Origin of the sequence: Achromobacter sp. (assembly GCF_050285565.1) — a bacterium.
Taxonomy (GTDB): Bacteria; Pseudomonadota; Gammaproteobacteria; order Burkholderiales; family Burkholderiaceae_B; genus Achromobacter.
In genome coordinates, this window is sequence record NZ_JBLZXG010000002.1 from 525159 (window position 1) to 539563 (window position 14405).

The 14405-nt window shown below is 68.9% G+C and carries 13 protein-coding genes and 1 pseudogene; 4 read left to right on the forward strand and 10 right to left on the reverse strand.

What is annotated here, in order from left to right; all coding sequences use genetic code 11:
• Positions 1 to 108 precede the first annotated feature (108 nt).
• The 4 genes from ACN6O8_RS05415 to ACN6O8_RS05430 all read left to right on the forward strand — a co-directional run bounded on the left by ACN6O8_RS05415 (position 109) and on the right by ACN6O8_RS05430 (position 3237).
• Positions 109 to 1662: a lytic murein transglycosylase gene (locus ACN6O8_RS05415; protein WP_427990032.1), complete on the forward strand. Its 1554-nt coding sequence runs from the start codon at positions 109 to 111 to the stop codon at positions 1660 to 1662.
• Complete coding sequence (locus ACN6O8_RS05420) at positions 1659 to 2288, forward strand: class I SAM-dependent methyltransferase (RefSeq protein ID WP_427990033.1); 630 nt, start codon at positions 1659 to 1661, stop codon at positions 2286 to 2288. The genes ACN6O8_RS05415 and ACN6O8_RS05420 overlap by 4 nt, the downstream gene beginning before the upstream one ends.
• Positions 2289 to 2467: 179 nt before the next feature.
• A complete protein-coding gene (locus ACN6O8_RS05425; protein WP_427990034.1) occupies positions 2468 to 3043 on the forward strand; it encodes a GNAT family N-acetyltransferase in 576 nt (191 codons plus the stop codon).
• Complete coding sequence (locus tag ACN6O8_RS05430) at positions 3040 to 3237, forward strand: oxidoreductase-like domain-containing protein (protein ID WP_427990035.1); 198 nt, start codon at positions 3040 to 3042, stop codon at positions 3235 to 3237. The genes ACN6O8_RS05425 and ACN6O8_RS05430 overlap by 4 nt, the downstream gene beginning before the upstream one ends.
• Before the next feature lie 208 nt (positions 3238 to 3445).
• Here ACN6O8_RS05430 and ACN6O8_RS05435 read toward each other — a convergent pair whose 3' ends face one another.
• The 10 genes and pseudogenes from ACN6O8_RS05435 to ACN6O8_RS05480 form a co-directional block, all read right to left on the reverse strand.
• Positions 3446 to 5932 (reverse strand): TonB-dependent siderophore receptor, encoded by a 2487-nt coding sequence (locus ACN6O8_RS05435; protein WP_427990036.1) that lies wholly within the window; start codon positions 5930 to 5932, stop codon positions 3446 to 3448.
• Positions 5933 to 6191: 259 nt separating this feature from the next.
• Complete coding sequence (locus tag ACN6O8_RS05440; protein WP_427990037.1) at positions 6192 to 7205, reverse strand: FecR domain-containing protein; 1014 nt, start codon at positions 7203 to 7205, stop codon at positions 6192 to 6194.
• 16 nt (positions 7206 to 7221) lie between these two features.
• Entirely contained in the window at positions 7222 to 7749 is a 528-nt protein-coding gene (locus tag ACN6O8_RS05445) for a sigma-70 family RNA polymerase sigma factor (RefSeq protein WP_427990038.1), read from the reverse strand.
• Between the two features lie 216 nt (positions 7750 to 7965).
• Positions 7966 to 8211, reverse strand: a pseudogene (locus ACN6O8_RS05450) (type II toxin-antitoxin system RelE/ParE family toxin); the annotation flags it as partial.
• Between the two features lie 20 nt (positions 8212 to 8231).
• A complete protein-coding gene (locus tag ACN6O8_RS05455; protein ID WP_427990039.1) occupies positions 8232 to 8519 on the reverse strand; it encodes a CopG family ribbon-helix-helix protein in 288 nt (95 codons plus the stop codon).
• Positions 8520 to 8682: 163 nt separating this feature from the next.
• Complete coding sequence (locus ACN6O8_RS05460; RefSeq protein WP_020928528.1) at positions 8683 to 9120, reverse strand: acetyltransferase; 438 nt, start codon at positions 9118 to 9120, stop codon at positions 8683 to 8685.
• A gap of 12 nt (positions 9121 to 9132) precedes the next feature.
• On the reverse strand, positions 9133 to 10872 hold the full coding sequence (locus tag ACN6O8_RS05465) for a peptidase M14 (RefSeq protein ID WP_427990040.1): 1740 nt from the start codon (positions 10870 to 10872) through the stop codon (positions 9133 to 9135).
• A 5-nt stretch (positions 10873 to 10877) separates the two neighbouring features.
• Entirely contained in the window at positions 10878 to 11744 is an 867-nt protein-coding gene (locus ACN6O8_RS05470) for an ABC transporter permease (RefSeq protein WP_427990041.1), read from the reverse strand.
• 5 nt (positions 11745 to 11749) lie between these two features.
• Entirely contained in the window at positions 11750 to 12673 is a 924-nt protein-coding gene (locus ACN6O8_RS05475) for an ABC transporter permease (protein ID WP_006385014.1), read from the reverse strand.
• 174 nt (positions 12674 to 12847) lie between these two features.
• Positions 12848 to 14380, reverse strand: coding sequence for an ABC transporter substrate-binding protein (locus tag ACN6O8_RS05480; RefSeq protein ID WP_427990042.1), 1533 nt, complete (start codon positions 14378 to 14380; stop codon positions 12848 to 12850).
• Between the last annotated feature and the right edge of the window lie 25 nt (positions 14381 to 14405).

Sequence of the window (14405 nt, forward strand, 5' to 3'; positions counted from 1 at the left end):
CGCCACCCGGAACCGGTATCGACCCGTAACTGCCCGCGCTTGTGCCCGTTCGATTTCGGCGCCCGCTCGGGGTACGATCCGGGCTGACTTCGATTTTTCAGGATTACCATGCGACAGAATGCGCTTCGCACCCGAATCGATCCCCTGGCGCGCGCGGTTCTGGCCGCCGCGCTGAGCGTCGCCGCTTGCGGCGCCGTCCAGGCCCAGGCGCCTTCTTCCGCCACCGGCACGCGTAGCCCGGGGGCCCAGCCGTCCCCGTCCGTGCCGGTGCTGACCCCCAAGCGCAGCTTCGACGAACCGGCGACGCCGGCCACGCCGCCGGCGGCCACCCCGGCGGCGACGCCGGACGATTCACGCGCCGCGCCACCCGCGCAGGTACACGTGCCCGCCGCCGCGCCCGCGACGGCGGCCCCGACCCTGGCCCCGACCCCGGCCCCGGCGCCAGCCCAGGTCCCCGCCGCGACCGCCACGCCCGCCGCGCCCACGGTCATCATCCCGACCGAACTGGACACCAAGGCGTGCATCGCCAAGCTGCGCAAGGGCGCCACCGCCAACGGCCTGACCTTGGCCGACTGGGACAAGTACACCGCCAAGGCCAAGCTGCTGCCCACCACCGTGGCCTCGGCCCAGGGCCAGCCCGAAGGCCGCGAGACCTGGTGGGACTACATTGCCAAGACCGTCGACGACGAGCGCGTCGCCGACGGCCGCGCCGTGCTCGCCAAGTACGGCCAGCAACTCGACGCCATCAGTCAGCAGTACCAGGTCGATCCGGCCACGCTGGTGGCCATCTTCGGCATCGAGACCAACTACGGCCGCCAGGTCGGCAAGACCGACGTGCTCAATGCCTGGCTGACGCGCGCCTGCACCGAGAACAAGACGTTGTGGGAAAAGAACGCCTACGCCTCCGTGCGCCTGCTGCGCGACGGCGTGGTGCCGGCCGACAATTTCGTCGGTTCCTGGAGCGGCGCCTTCGGCATGACCCAGTTCATCCCCACCTCGTTCTACGAGCTGGCGGCGGACGGCGATGGCGACGGCAAGATCGACCTGTACAACTCGCTGCCCGACGCCCTGGCCTCGACCGCCAACCACCTGCGCAAGCGCCGCGCCAAATGGACGCACGGCCTGCCGGCGGTGGTGGAGGTGCGCGTGCCGGCCGACGTGGCGGCCGCCATCCCGCCCGCGCCCGACGCGGAATACGTCGGCTCGCAAGACCGCCGCAGCATCGCCCAGTGGGCCCAGGCCGGCCTGAAGCAGGGCGACGGCTCGGCGCTCAAGCTGGCCGCCGGCAACGACCAGCAGGCCTACCTGTTCGCGCCCACCGGCGCCAAGGGCCCGGTGTTCCTGGCCACGGTCAATTTCGACGCGATCCTGCACTACAACCAGTCGCGCCGCTATGGCCTGGCGGTGGCGTTGCTGCTGAACCGCCTGCAGGGCGGCGCGGCGCTGGCCACGGCCTGGCCGACGGACGACCCCGGCCTGTCGCGCGCGCAGATCAAGGAAGTGCAGGAGATGCTCAACGCCCGCGGCTATGACGTCGGCAGCGCCGACGGCATTCCCGGCGCCAAGACCCGCGATGCGGTGCGCGCCGAACAGGAAAAGCGCAACCTGCCGCAGGATGGCCGCGTCGGCAAGCGCATCTACGACGCGCTCAAGGCCAAATGAGCGCGGACCACACCGTGCGCGAGACGGGCGCGACGCTCGTCTCGGGCACCCAGGGCTACGGCGAAAACGCCGCGGCCCTGGCCGAGCAGTACGAGAGCATCGCCTTCGCCGACGTGCATCGCGACGTGGCGCACCTGATCCCGGCGACGCCGTCGCGCATCGCCGACATCGGCGCCGGCTCGGGCCGCGACGCCGCCGCGCTGGCGCGCATGGGCCATCAGGTGGTGGCGGCCGAACCCACGCCCGCGCTGCGGCGCGAGGGCCAGCGGCGCCATGCGCTGCCCAATCTGGAATGGGTCGATGACGCCCTGCCGGATCTGCCTGGACTGCGTGGACGCGCGTTCGACGTCATCATGCTGACCGCGGTCTGGATGCACCTGGACGCGGACGAGCGCGCCCGCGGCATGGCGGCGTTGGCGGCCCTGCTGGCGCCCGGCGGCCAGATCCTGATGTCGCTGCGCCACGGCCCGGTGCCGCCGGGCCGCCGCATGTTCGACGTCTCGGCCGAGGAAACCATCGCGCTGGCGGCCGGCCACGGCCTGTCGGCGCATTACTGCGTCACGCGCGAAGACATGCTGGACCGCGCCGATGTGCGCTGGAGCTTCCTGGGCCTGAAGCGCGGCTGAAAGAGGCTCGCCGCCCGCCTCTCGGGGCTACCCGGGAGGCGGGCAACGCGTCCCGACGCCGTTCCGGCGCACGATCAATAGCGTGGATTTTCCCGGTGTCCAGGCTGCGAAAGTGCGATGGCGCGCGAGGCGCCGGCCTGGGTATGATGCAAGGCACCGTGTGTGCCCATCCTGATTCCATGCCGTCCGCCCTGCTGCCCGAATCCTTCGTCACCCGGCGCCTGCGCGCCGAGCGCATGTCGCAGACGCATCTGCCGTTCCTGACCGCCATGCACGCCGACGCCGCCCTGATGGCGACCATGGGCGGCACCCGCGACGCCACCGCCAGCCGGCGCTACGTCGAGCACAACCTGCTGCACTGGGCCGAGCACGGCTATGGCATGTATGTGCTGACCGAGCGCGACAGCGGCGCGCTGGCCGGCCGCGCCGGCCTCAAGCTGGCGCTGGCGGACGGGATCGAGCGGGTCGAGGTCGCGTATGCGTTCACGCCGGCTTGCTGGGGCCGGGGCTACGCCTCGGAGACCACCCGCGCCTTGCTGGCGCTGGGATTCGAACACCTGCCGGTGGACGTGTTGTGCGCGGTGGCGATCCAGGCCAACGCCGCCTCGATGCGCGTGATGGAAAAGTGTGGCATGCGCTGGATCGAGACCACCGGCGAAGGCGAGGCGCGCAAGCTGCGCTATGAGATCCGGCGCCGGCAATGGCAGGCGCTGGCGGACGAGGCGGGGCCGATCGGCGCTAACATGCGTTCATGAGTCCCGCGAATACCCCGAATACCGCTCCCCCCGACGCCGACGACCCGCCGCCCGTGCCGCCCGAGGCCCCCGCGCCCGAGGAATGCTGCAACAGCGGCTGTATTCCCTGCGTCTACGACACCTACAACGAAGCCATGGACGAATACCGCGCCGCGCTCAAGGCGTGGCGGGCGCGGCACGGAGAGAAGGAGTAGGGCGCAAGGGTTGTCCGTCGATAGGCGCTCCCGCCCGGCGCAATTCCTTCGTTTCTCGCAGGCGTTGCGCGCGGTTACGGCGCCGGGCTTTTGCGGTTGTGGCGAACTCGGCTTTCAGGGGTTCATTGACCGAAGCATGAGGCCGGCCAAGGCCCGACGGGGCCGGGGAGAACCAGAAGCTTGGTGGCAACCCCGGCCGCCCCGCGCGTCAGAAATCCACACTGACCGCCAGCTTGACAGCGCGCGGCGTGCCGACCGAGGTGGAGCCGTACCACGCGCCCGACCAGTAACGCTTGTTCAACGCGTTCTCCACGCTCGCGCGCAACACCACGTTGTGGGCGGCGAGGCGGGTGGCGTAGCGGGCGGCCAGATCGAGCCGCGTCCAGGCGGGCAGCTTCTGCGTGTTGGCGCTGTCCGCATACTGCTGGCCGGTGTACATGGCGGCGGCGCGCAGGGTCAGGCCCGGCAGCGACGGCGTGTCCCACTCCGCGCCCAGGTTGAACAGCCAGTTCGGAACGCCGATGGCCGTCTTGCCATCGAGCAGGCCGGCACGGGTCCTGGTATTGATGGCCTTGAGGTAAGTCGCGCCTCCCAGCAGGCGCAGTCCCGGCGCGGCTTCGCCGGCAATGCTCCATTCGATGCCGCGATTGCGTTGTTCGCCATCGGGGGCGTAGCGGTTGCTGTCGTCGTTCTTGACGAGGCTGGGGCGCGTGATCTGGAAGAGCGCCAGGGTATTGAGCAGCGAGCCGGCATCCCATTTGGCGCCCAGCTCCATCTGCTTGCTCTGGTACGGCGGGAAGACCTCGCCAAAATTGGCGGCGGTGGCGTCGGTGACCCGGTCTCCTTGCGACAGGCCTTCGATGTAGTTGGCGTACACCGAGACCGGCGCGGCCCATGGCTTGATGACGACGCCCAGGGCGGGCGTCAGGGCCTGTTTGTCGTACCGGGTGGTCACGGCGCCCGAGGGCGCATAGTTCTTCGTGCGCACGCGCTGCTGCCGCGCGCCCAGCGTCAGCAGGTATTGGTCCCGCATAAAGGAAAGCGTGTCGGCCAGGGCGATGCTGCTCAAGGTGTTGTCGGATGACTTCGGCGGCGCGGCGGGGCCCACGGTCAGCGTCGGTTGGGTGGGCGCATAGATGTTCGACGCCCACATCGTCACCGGGCCTTGGACCGCGCCGCCCGTCTGTCGGATGGCGTTGCCGCTCAGCGTGATTTCATGTTCGACCGGCCCGGTGCGCAGGCGTCCGCGAATGCCGCCGTCGGCCGCATGGGCGTGGGAGAAGCTTCTCGTGTTCTTGGCCATGCCGATGTAGGCGCCCGAGGGTTGCGCGTTCCGGCCCAGGGCGTTGTTCATATAGCCGGCGCTGCCTTGGCGTCTGGCGCCGACCGACGCGAACCCCATCCATTGGTCGTTGAAGTCGAACTCGGCCGAGGCGATGACGGCCCTGCTGTGTTCCGAGGCGCGCGCGCCGGGCAGGGGGTTGAGGGTGGGATCGGGGGCGTCGGGAACCTGCCCGCCGGCAAACGTGGTGAACAGCGGCATGCCGCCGCGCGTCTTGCCGTCGATGCGGTAGGCGTCCAGCGCAACGCGTAGGCGCTCGCCGCGATAGTCGAGCGCCACCGATCCCCTTTCCTTGTTCTTCGATTGACCGTCCAGGGGGGGGCGGCCATCGGACTTGACGGCATTGACGCGAATGCCGAAGGCGTCGTCGCGGCCGAAGCGTCGCCCCAGATCCAGGTGCGCGCCCCGTTGCGAGTTCGAGGAAAACCTGGCCGTCAGGCGTGTCAGCGGCGTGTCGCCCGCCCGTTTGGGCACCAGGTTGATGACCCCGCCCACGGACCCTGCGGGCGTCATGCCATACAACAGCGCGCCGGGACCTTTGAGCACCTCGATGCGTTCCAGGAATTCCGTCGCCGCCTGGAAGCCCGGCGCCAGGCCGAACAGGCCATTCCAGGCGAAGTCCGTGCTGGGCATGTAGAACCCGCGCACGTTGAAGAACTCCGTCGGCCCCGATTCGGGGAACGTCTGCCGCACTGATGCGTCGGCGTGCAGCGCTTGCGCGACCGTGTCAGCCTGCCAGTCCTCGATCATGCGGGACGTGTAGCTGGCCGTGCTGAACGGCGTTGCCATCACGTCCTTGTTGCCCAGCAGGCCGACGCGTCCGCCACGGGCCAGCCAGCCGCCCGCATAGGGGGCGGGGAGTCGCCGCGTCATGGATTCCGGGGCGCCCGTCACGCGCACCGCCGGCAGGGTAGTGACGGCCGCCGCGTCGGCCGGCGCGGTCTGGCGCAGCGCATAGCTGCCGTCCGTCTGGCGCGCGGCGGCTAGTCCTTGTCCCCGCAGCAGTTCGGCAAAGCCCTGATCGACCGTCACGATGCCGGACAGGCCGGCGGTGCGCTTGTCCTGCGTCAATGCCCCGGGCGCCGAGAGCAGCAGGCCGGCCTCCTGCGCGAAACGGGTCAGGGCGGCGTTCAGCGGTCCGGCGGGAATGTCGTGGCGGCGCGCCGGCGCGGCGGCCGCTTGCGCCTGCGCGGCGGACGCCCAGCCGACCGTGGCGAGCGTTGCGCCCGCGATAGCCAGGTTCAGCGCCAGCGCCAATGCGTGCAGCGCGGGGGTAGGGTGAGGGGGCGTCGCCGAAGCGGTCGCGGGGCGCGCGTGGGCGTGCAAGGCGGGAAGGAAGGCGGGACGGGACATCGATCGGTCTTTCCAAAGGTTGTTCGGGCGGCGAGACGATCGGCGGCGGGCGCGGCGGGGCGCCGTCACATCCCACCCGGGGGCCGGGCCGCGAGGGCGGGTCCGGCGCCCGTTCAGCCGTGGTCTCTTACTGTCTGAATCGAATGGGAGGCGCGGAAGGGGAACCGAGTCCCCGTCCTACAAATGAGGCGGGGCCGTCTTGCGAGGGCATGCCGTGGCGTTCGGCGGCCGCGGCGGGAGGAGGTTCAGGGGGCCTGGCTCAACGGGCCTGGACGGTGATCCACCACGGCAGGCTGCGGCGCACGCGGATGGGCAGGGTCTGTTCCAGCATGGCCAACGCCCGCTCCGGATCGTCCGCCGGAAAGACGCCCATGACGCGCAGACCGGCCACTTCGGGCGCGACACGGATATGGCCGGCGCGATAGCGGCCCAGCTCGGCCAGCAACTCACCCAGGGGCAGGTCGTCCGCCAGCACCACGCCCCGCGTCCAGGCGTTGCGCATCGGATCGGCGCCCGCCAGCGCGGTGATTTGCCGGGCGTCGAACCGCGCGGCTTGCCCTGCCTGGACGCGCAGGGCCTGGCCGGCGAGGGTGCGGATGGCCACCGCGCCATCGAACACGTCCAGCCGCGTGCCCGCGTCGGTCTGGCGCACCGTGAAGCGCGTGCCCAGGGCCTGCAGCCGGCCGTGCGCGGTATCGACGCAGAAGGGGCGTTGCAGGCCGTCGACGGCGGTCTGGATGAAGACTTCGCCGCACAACGAGACCAGGCGGCGAAGGCTGGGTCGATAGTCCACGCGCAAGGCGGTGCCGGTGTTGAGCCAGATGCGCGAGCCGTCGGCCAGCACGAGGTCGCGGCGTTCGCCGGTGCCGGTGCGGTAGTCGGCCCAGGGCGGCAACGCGTAGCGTGGCGCTTGCCGCCAGCCCAACCATGCGAGCACGCCCAGGCTCAGCGTGCCGCTGAGGGCGTTGAGCGCGCGGCGCCGGGAGAGCGCCGTCTTGCGCGCGGCTGCGCCGCCCGCCGCGGCGGCCGCCATGCCGGGCGGACCATAGCCTCGCAGCGGCTCGAACTTGCGGCTCACGGCCTCGATGTGGGCCCAGGCGGCCTGGTGCGCCGGCGATCGCAACCAGCGCTGCCAGGCGAGCCGGTCAGCCTCGGAGGCGTTCTCGTCGCGCAGGGTCGCGTACCACTGCGCCGCTTGCTGCAGGCTGCGCACGTCGGGGGCGGTCTGTGCGGCCGCGCGCCGGGGCGGTGGCGGCGGGGAAACGGCGTTCACGGCGGCGCCGGCCGGCTCAGCTGGCCAGGCCGGCCTGGATCAACGCGCATTGCAGCATGGCCTGGGCGATGTACTTCTTGACCATGCGTTCGGAGACGCCCAGCCCGACCGCGATGGCGCGGTACGGCACGCCGTCCACCTGCGCCATGATGAAGGCCGTCGCGGCCTTCTGCGACAGCCGGCTGAGCATGGCGCCGATCTCCAGCAGCGTCTCGATGATGATGGCCTGATGCTCGGGCGAAGGCGCCATGGCCTCGGGCTGGGCGGCCAGGGTTTGCAGCCACGCCTGCTCGATCTCGCGGCGGCGCCAGAGGTCCACGCACAGGCCGCCGGCGGCGGTGCGCAGGTAGGCGCGGGCCTGGACGAAGTTGCTGAAGTCGCGGCCGACCGGCTTGGCCAACAGCCGGACGAAGGTGTCGTGGGCCAGGTCCGCCGCGTCGCAGGCGTTGCCCAGGCGGTGGTGCAACCAGCGTTGCAGCCAGCCGTGATGGTCGCAGTAGAGCGTTTCCAGCGAAGGAGGGGAACGGTAGGCCAGGGCGCTCATGCAGAAATCACCGTGCTACGGGGGCCGTAGGATCACGGTATGTCCATTGTTGATGAATGATTTTTATTATCGTATGGGCATGGCCGTGATGAGACCGATGGCGGCCTGAAGTCGTCTTGTTTTGACGCCGCGCGGCAGGCATTGTCCTGCCGAACCGCGCGCTGGCCCGGGGCCAGGTGTGTTTCAACGATTTTCAGGCGATGGATCCGGTGGCGATCACTGCCGGGCCGCATGCAGCACACGCAGCATGCGCGCCAGATCGTTCTTCACGTCGTGGATCAACAGATAGTTCGGGTGCGCCACCAGCGCCCGGGTGCCAGCGACACGGCCGGGACGACCCAGGCCGGGATGATCGATCAGGCGTCCCGCCTTCTCTTCAAGAAGCTCATCAAACATCAGCGCCGCAACGGGGTTGTCGGCCTCGATGAAATCGTAGACCGCTTCCCGGTCCCGGATCGCTTCGGGCGTCCAGCGCTATGCCCTCACTTGGATTTTTCAAGCCGGCGACGGGGGGCGGCACGACGGGCAGCGAATTTGGTTTCGACCGCGGCGGCCGGCAACAAGCGGCCGGCGTTGGCGGAATCCAGGCCCGCTTGCACTTGGCGGCGGAATCCGTCGTCATGCCGGGCCGCTTCTTGTTGTTGCTGCATGTACTCGCGCATGAAGTCGCGCGGAAGCTGCGCGCTGGTACGGTCTCGGGCCTTCGCGGCCATGGCGAACGCGTTTTTCAAGGCTTCATCCCCCCGAAAGGTAAAGGTGGCGTCGCTCATGGTGCGGTTCTCATGTGTTACACGATAAGTGCAGCGTGGCACACCGTGCCGATGGCGCTTGTTGACGGCATTCTCCACACGTGCGCGAAAAGCAACCGGGTGCGCCGTCAGTTGGGTGATATATCCAGCACGCGCATTGGACCGCTGCCGGCAGCGCGCCGCCTCACCCCGCCAGCTTCATATGGATGATCGGCCGCGGCCGCCCGGCATCGTCGGTTTCCGAACGGCCCACGTCCTCGAAGCCATAGTGCTTGTAGAAGCCATGCGCCTGCGGGTTCTGCTCGTTGACGTCGACCCGCAGGCTGCCGTGCAGCGACAGCGCGAAGTTCAGCAGGCGCCGTCCGGCGCCCTTGCCGCGCTTGTTGGCATCGACGAACAGCATCTCGACCTTGTTGCCGTTCAGGCCCATGAAGCCGGCGACCTCGCCGGCATCGTCCTCACAGACCCAGACCCGCACCGACGGCAGGTAGGTGTTGAGCACCTGCGGGTACATGGCCTGGATTTCCTTTTCGGACAGGAACGTATGCGTGGCGCGCACCGACCGGAGCCAGATGTCCACCAGGGCGAGGTCGTCGCCGTGGTTGCGTTCTCGGATGTTCATGTCAGACGCCAACTAATGTCCGGCGCGATGCAGGTCGGTCGCTGCCAGGACGGTTTCCATTTGCACAGTATGCGCGAAAACGAAGCGGTCGCCGTACACGGTTTCATCCGGAAACTCCGAGATCAGCGCCATCGGCAGCGCTTCCCGGTCGGTTTCCGTGACCTGCACCGGAATGCCGTTCAGCACATCGAATCCGGTTTCGAGCGCGTGGGCGTGGAAGAGTTCAAGCTGGCGCGCATTGAATTCGACCAGGCCGGGCACGTTGCGGGCCAGCCGCGCCGTCACGCCCTCGATCAGGCGGCGGGCGCGTTCACGCCAGCCCGGATGGTGGCGCAGCACCAGGAAGAAGCCCTTGGGGATGGTCCACAGCTCAAAATTGCGCGGCAGGTAGCCCGACAGGGGCCGGGTCCATTCATGTGCCGGATAGCCGTGCAGATTGATGTGCAACTGCGCGCCGCTGATGGCCTGCGCCTGGTGGCGGCCCTCGCGCTCGAAGAACGGCGCGTGCTCGCGGTAGGCGATGTCGTCGCCCAGCGCGCTGTAGCGCGAGGCGTGCAACATGTGGCGCGGATGCTGTTCGCGCAGGCGGTTAAAGAGCGCGTAGCCGTCCGGGTTTTCCGACGCGATCAGCGCGAAATGCGCGTCGCCGCGGGCCTTCAGCGCCTGCGCCGCGCGCAGCGCGCCAACCACGCCGGAGGTTTCGTTGGCGTGCTGCGCGCCCGAGATGAACACCGCCGGGCCGGGGCCGCGCAGGTAGGTGCCCAGCACCGGGCGGCCCTGGCGCGAGACGGCCTGGAAGGTGTCGCCGCCCAGCGCGGCCATGCAGCCGGCGATCTGCGCGGCGGTCAGCGGCTCGCGCAGTGCGGCCAACGGCGCGTCGGGCGTCACCGGCGTCACCGGCACCGGCGCCGCGAACGGCTCCAGCGTCACCAGCACCCGCGCCGCGCCGTCATGGCGGCGGATGTCGGGAATGATCTGCCCAGGTTGCAGGCCGCGGTCGCCGCTGGGGCGGCCGGAGTGATGCTGGAAGTGCTCCAGCAGCGTGAAGTACAGATCTTCGTGCAGCGCCTCGAAGGTGCTGACGATTTCCTCGTCGACCGGCAGGGCGAAGTCCATGCCGGGCAGGTCGACGCGGATTTCCAGGCGGTCGAAATACGGTTCGTGCGCGCCCCAGGGATGGTTGCGCACCGTCTCGACGATGCTGCGGAAGGCTTGCTGGTATTCGGTGGCCTGGGCGGCGTCGGTCTGGAGCGCGCCCTCGGCATCGCGCACGCGCAGCCAGCCGGTGGGCGACAGCTCGGGCGTGCCGTCCTGCGCCTGGCCGAGCTGGTTGGGCGCGAACACGCGCGCCTCGCGGCGGCTGCCGTCGGCGTAGGTCAGGACGACGTCGTAATGCAGGTCGGCCGCGCCGGGTTGCAGGGTCACGCGCACGCCGCGCAGCAGCGCCACCAGCGGATAGGCTTCCAGGGTGAAGCGCTTGGCCTGGGCATGTTCATGCAGCGGGTAGCGCAGCTCGACCGCCACCAGGCCGTCACGCTCGACTTCCTCCAGGAAGTAATGCAGCAGCGGTTTGTAGGCGCTGCGAAAGCGCGCCGTCACGCCGGCCTGCGCCAGCCGCGCCTCGGCCTCGCGGCGCGCGTCCACGCCCTCGAACAGCCAGCCTTCCACCGTCGCGCCGCGCCAGGCGGGCGCCTTGTAGGCATGGATCCAGGCGTCCAGGGTGCGGTCGAATGTCTTTTCCAGCAATGCCATGATCTTCAGATTTTTCCAGTCGGGTCCAGACGGTCGCGCAGCCAGTCGCCCAGAAGGTTCAGGCCCAGCACGGTCAACATGATCGCCAGGCCGGGAAACACGCTCACCCACCACGCCGTCTGCATGTAGGTGCGGCCATCGGCCAGCATACCGCCCCAGCTCGGGATCATGGGATCCACGCCCAGGCCGAGGAAGGTCAGGCTGCTTTCCAGCAGGATGTTGTTGGCCACGTTCAGGGTCATCAGGATCACCAGCGGGCCCAGCAGGTTGGGCACGATGTGGTGGCGGATCATGGCCAGGTCGCGCACGCCGAAGGCGCGCGCCGCCAGCACGAATTCGCGTTCGCGCAGCGCCAGCACCTGGGCCCGCACCAGGCGCGCGTACTGCACCCACTGCGAAATGATCATGAAGAAGATCACGTTGAACAGGCCGCCGCCGAGGATGGCGATGAAGGTGATGGCCACCAGGATGAACGGCAGCGCCAGTTGCACGTCGGCAAAGCGCATCACGATCATGTCCCAGAAGCCGCGGTAGTAGCCGGCGATCAGGCCCATGATGACGCCGAGCAGGGCGCCGCCCAGCACCGACGCGAAACCCACCAGCAGCGAGATCTTGCCGCCGACGATGACGCGCGCCAGCACGTCGCGGCCCAGCGGGTCGGTGCCGAACAGGTGGGCGGCGCTGGTGAAGGGCGCCATCAGGCGGGCGGTCAGGTCCATGGACTCGCCGCCATCGGGAAACAGCCAGCCCGAGGCCAGCACCAGCGCGATCATGACGCCGGTCAGCGCGGCGCCCAGCACGAATTCCAGCGAGCGGTAGCGGCTGCGCGGTTTGACGGCCTTGGCGGCGGCGGGGAAAGTAGTGGTCTGCATGGGGCTCACCGCGTGCGGATACGGGGATCGACGATGCCGTAGGCGATGTCGACGATCAGGTTGACCAGGACGATGACGGCGGCCAGCACGGTGACCGTGCCTTGCAGCACCGGATAGTCGCGCCCGGAGATGGCGTCGAACGCCAGCGTGCCCAGGCCGGGCCAGTTGAACACCATTTCGATAACCACGATGCCGCCGATCAGGCCGCCGAACTGCAGGCCCAGGTAAGTGATCAGCGGAATGGCGCAATTGCGCAGCGCGTGCTTGTACAGCACGATGCGCTCCTTCAGGCCCTTGCTGCGGGCGACCATGATGTATTGCGCCGACAGCGTCTCCAGCATGGTGGTGCGCACCAGGCGGATGTTGGTGGCCGACAGGATGATGGCCATGGTCAGCGACGGCAGCACCAGGCTGGCCGGACCGCTCCAGCCCGACGGCGGCAGCAGCGGGAAGGTGATCGACAGCAGCAGCACCAGCATCAGCGCCAGCCAGAAGTTGGGGAACGACAGTCCCACCAGCGACAGGATGCGGATGGCCTGGTCGGTGGGCTTGCCGCGCTTGATGGCGGCCTGGATGCCCAGCGGCAGCGAAATCAGGATGGACGCGATCAGCGAGGTGAACGCCAGCATCAGCGTGGCCGGCAGCGCGTCGCCGATCAGCTTGGCGACCGAGGTGCCGCCCATGAAGCTGCGGCCGAAGTCGCCGTGCAGCAGGCCCTGCATGTAGCTCAGGTATTGCTCGTGGAACGGCCGGTTCAGGCCCAGCGCCTGGCGGATGTTGGCCAGGTCCTGCTCGGTGACGCTGCCCGAGCCCTGGCTGAGCATCAGCGCGGGATCGCCGGTCAGGCGCACGGCATAGGAAACGAGCAGCGTCACGGCCACGATCACGAAGACCGCCTGCAACACGCGTTTAATCAGAAATCCGGTCATGAGGCTCCGCCAGGGCTTTCGCTCCGGCGAATCAGTAGGGTTAATGCGTCAAATGCTTCACAGACATCGCGACGCCCAATCAGGCATCGCCCCCCTAGCGGGATGCCGCGGATCCGGCTCCGCCGGTCCGCAGGCATGCCCCTGGGGGAAGGCGCGCAGCGCCTCGGGGGGGCTCTACTCCACCGTCGTATCGACGAACCGGAAGCGGATGTCGCCCGGCACTTCCAGGCCCTTCACGCGCTTGTTCACGCCGACGATGGTGTTCAGGCTGTACAGCGGCATTTCCAGCGCCTGGTCGGCCACGTAGGCGGCGATCTCCTGCAGCATGGCTTCGCGCTTCTTGACGTCATAGACGGTGCGCTGCGCTTCCAGCATGGCGTTCAGCTTGGGATCGTTGTCGTACGGGTTCCACTTCTGGCCCGAGTGGTACATCAGGTAGGCCGTGTTGTCGTAGTCGTAGGTCCAGCCGCCCCATTGGTTCTGCCACATCTCGCCGGTCTTGCCGCCGGGAATGATGTCGTTGAGCAGCACGCCGGTCTCATACGGCTTGATGGTGGCGCGCACGCCCACCGCCTGCAGGTAGCCCGACACCGCCTGGGCCACTTCGCGGAAGTTCGAATCGCTGCCGCGCACGTCGATCTGCACCGTCGCGCCCGGCTTGATGCCGGCGCCGGCCAGCAGCTTCTTGGCTTCGGCGGGGTTGAAGGGCAGGGGCTTCTGCTCGGGGTTGTAGCCGAACGACTGCGGGCCCTGGAAGCTGGCGATGGTCTTGGCCTGGCCCAGCAGCAGCTGCTTGACGATGGTGTCGCGGTCCACCGCCATGATCAGCGCGCGGCGCACGTCGCGGTTCTGGGTGATGCCGTTCTTGGTGTTGTAGCGCAGCGCGAAGGCCACCGGGCCGCCGGTCGAGATCACGTCGGCGTTGCCCGACTTCTTGACCGTCTCGATCAGGCCCAGCGGGATCAGCGTGGCGATGTCCACGCGCCCGGCCTGCAGTTCGGCGACCTGGGTGCCGGGCTCGCTGATGAAGCGGTACACCACCTTGTCCAGCTTGGGCTTGCCGCCCCAGTAGTCGTCATTGCGCGCCAGGGTCACGTTGACCTTGGGCTGGTAGCTCTCGAACTTGAACGGGCCGGTGCCCACCGGGTGGGTGTTGAAGTTCTCTTCGCCCTTTTCCTGGATGTACTTGGGCGGCACGATCATGGCGCCGTAGCCGGCCAGCTTGGTCAGCAGCACCGGGTCGGGTTGCTTGAGGATGAAGTCGACGGTGTACTCGTCCACCACCTTGACCTCGCCGATCGAGTCGTAGTTCGACTTCTGCGGGCCCTTGGCGCCTTCCGCGCCCAGCAGGCGCTCGAAGGTGAATTTGACGGCCTCGGCGTTGAACGGCTCGCCGTTGTGGAACTTGACGCCCTGGCGCAGCGTGAAGCGCAGGCGCTTGTTGTCGTCCAGGTATTCCCATTTGGTGGCCAGGCCGGGTTGCAGCTTCAGGTCGGCGCCGCGCAGGGTCAGGCCGTCGTACAGGTTGCTGCCGACCGACCCCCAGAAGGTCACGAAGGTGTCGATCGGATCCCAACTGCCCGGGTCCTGGTTGATGGCGACGTTGAGCGTGCCGGCCGCGTGCGCGGTCGACACGACCGCGGGCAGCGCGCCGCCCAGCGCCAGGGCCAGGGCGGTGGCGGTGAAGGTTTTGCGTAGGGAGAGCATGTTCAACTCCAGGACGGGAAATCGG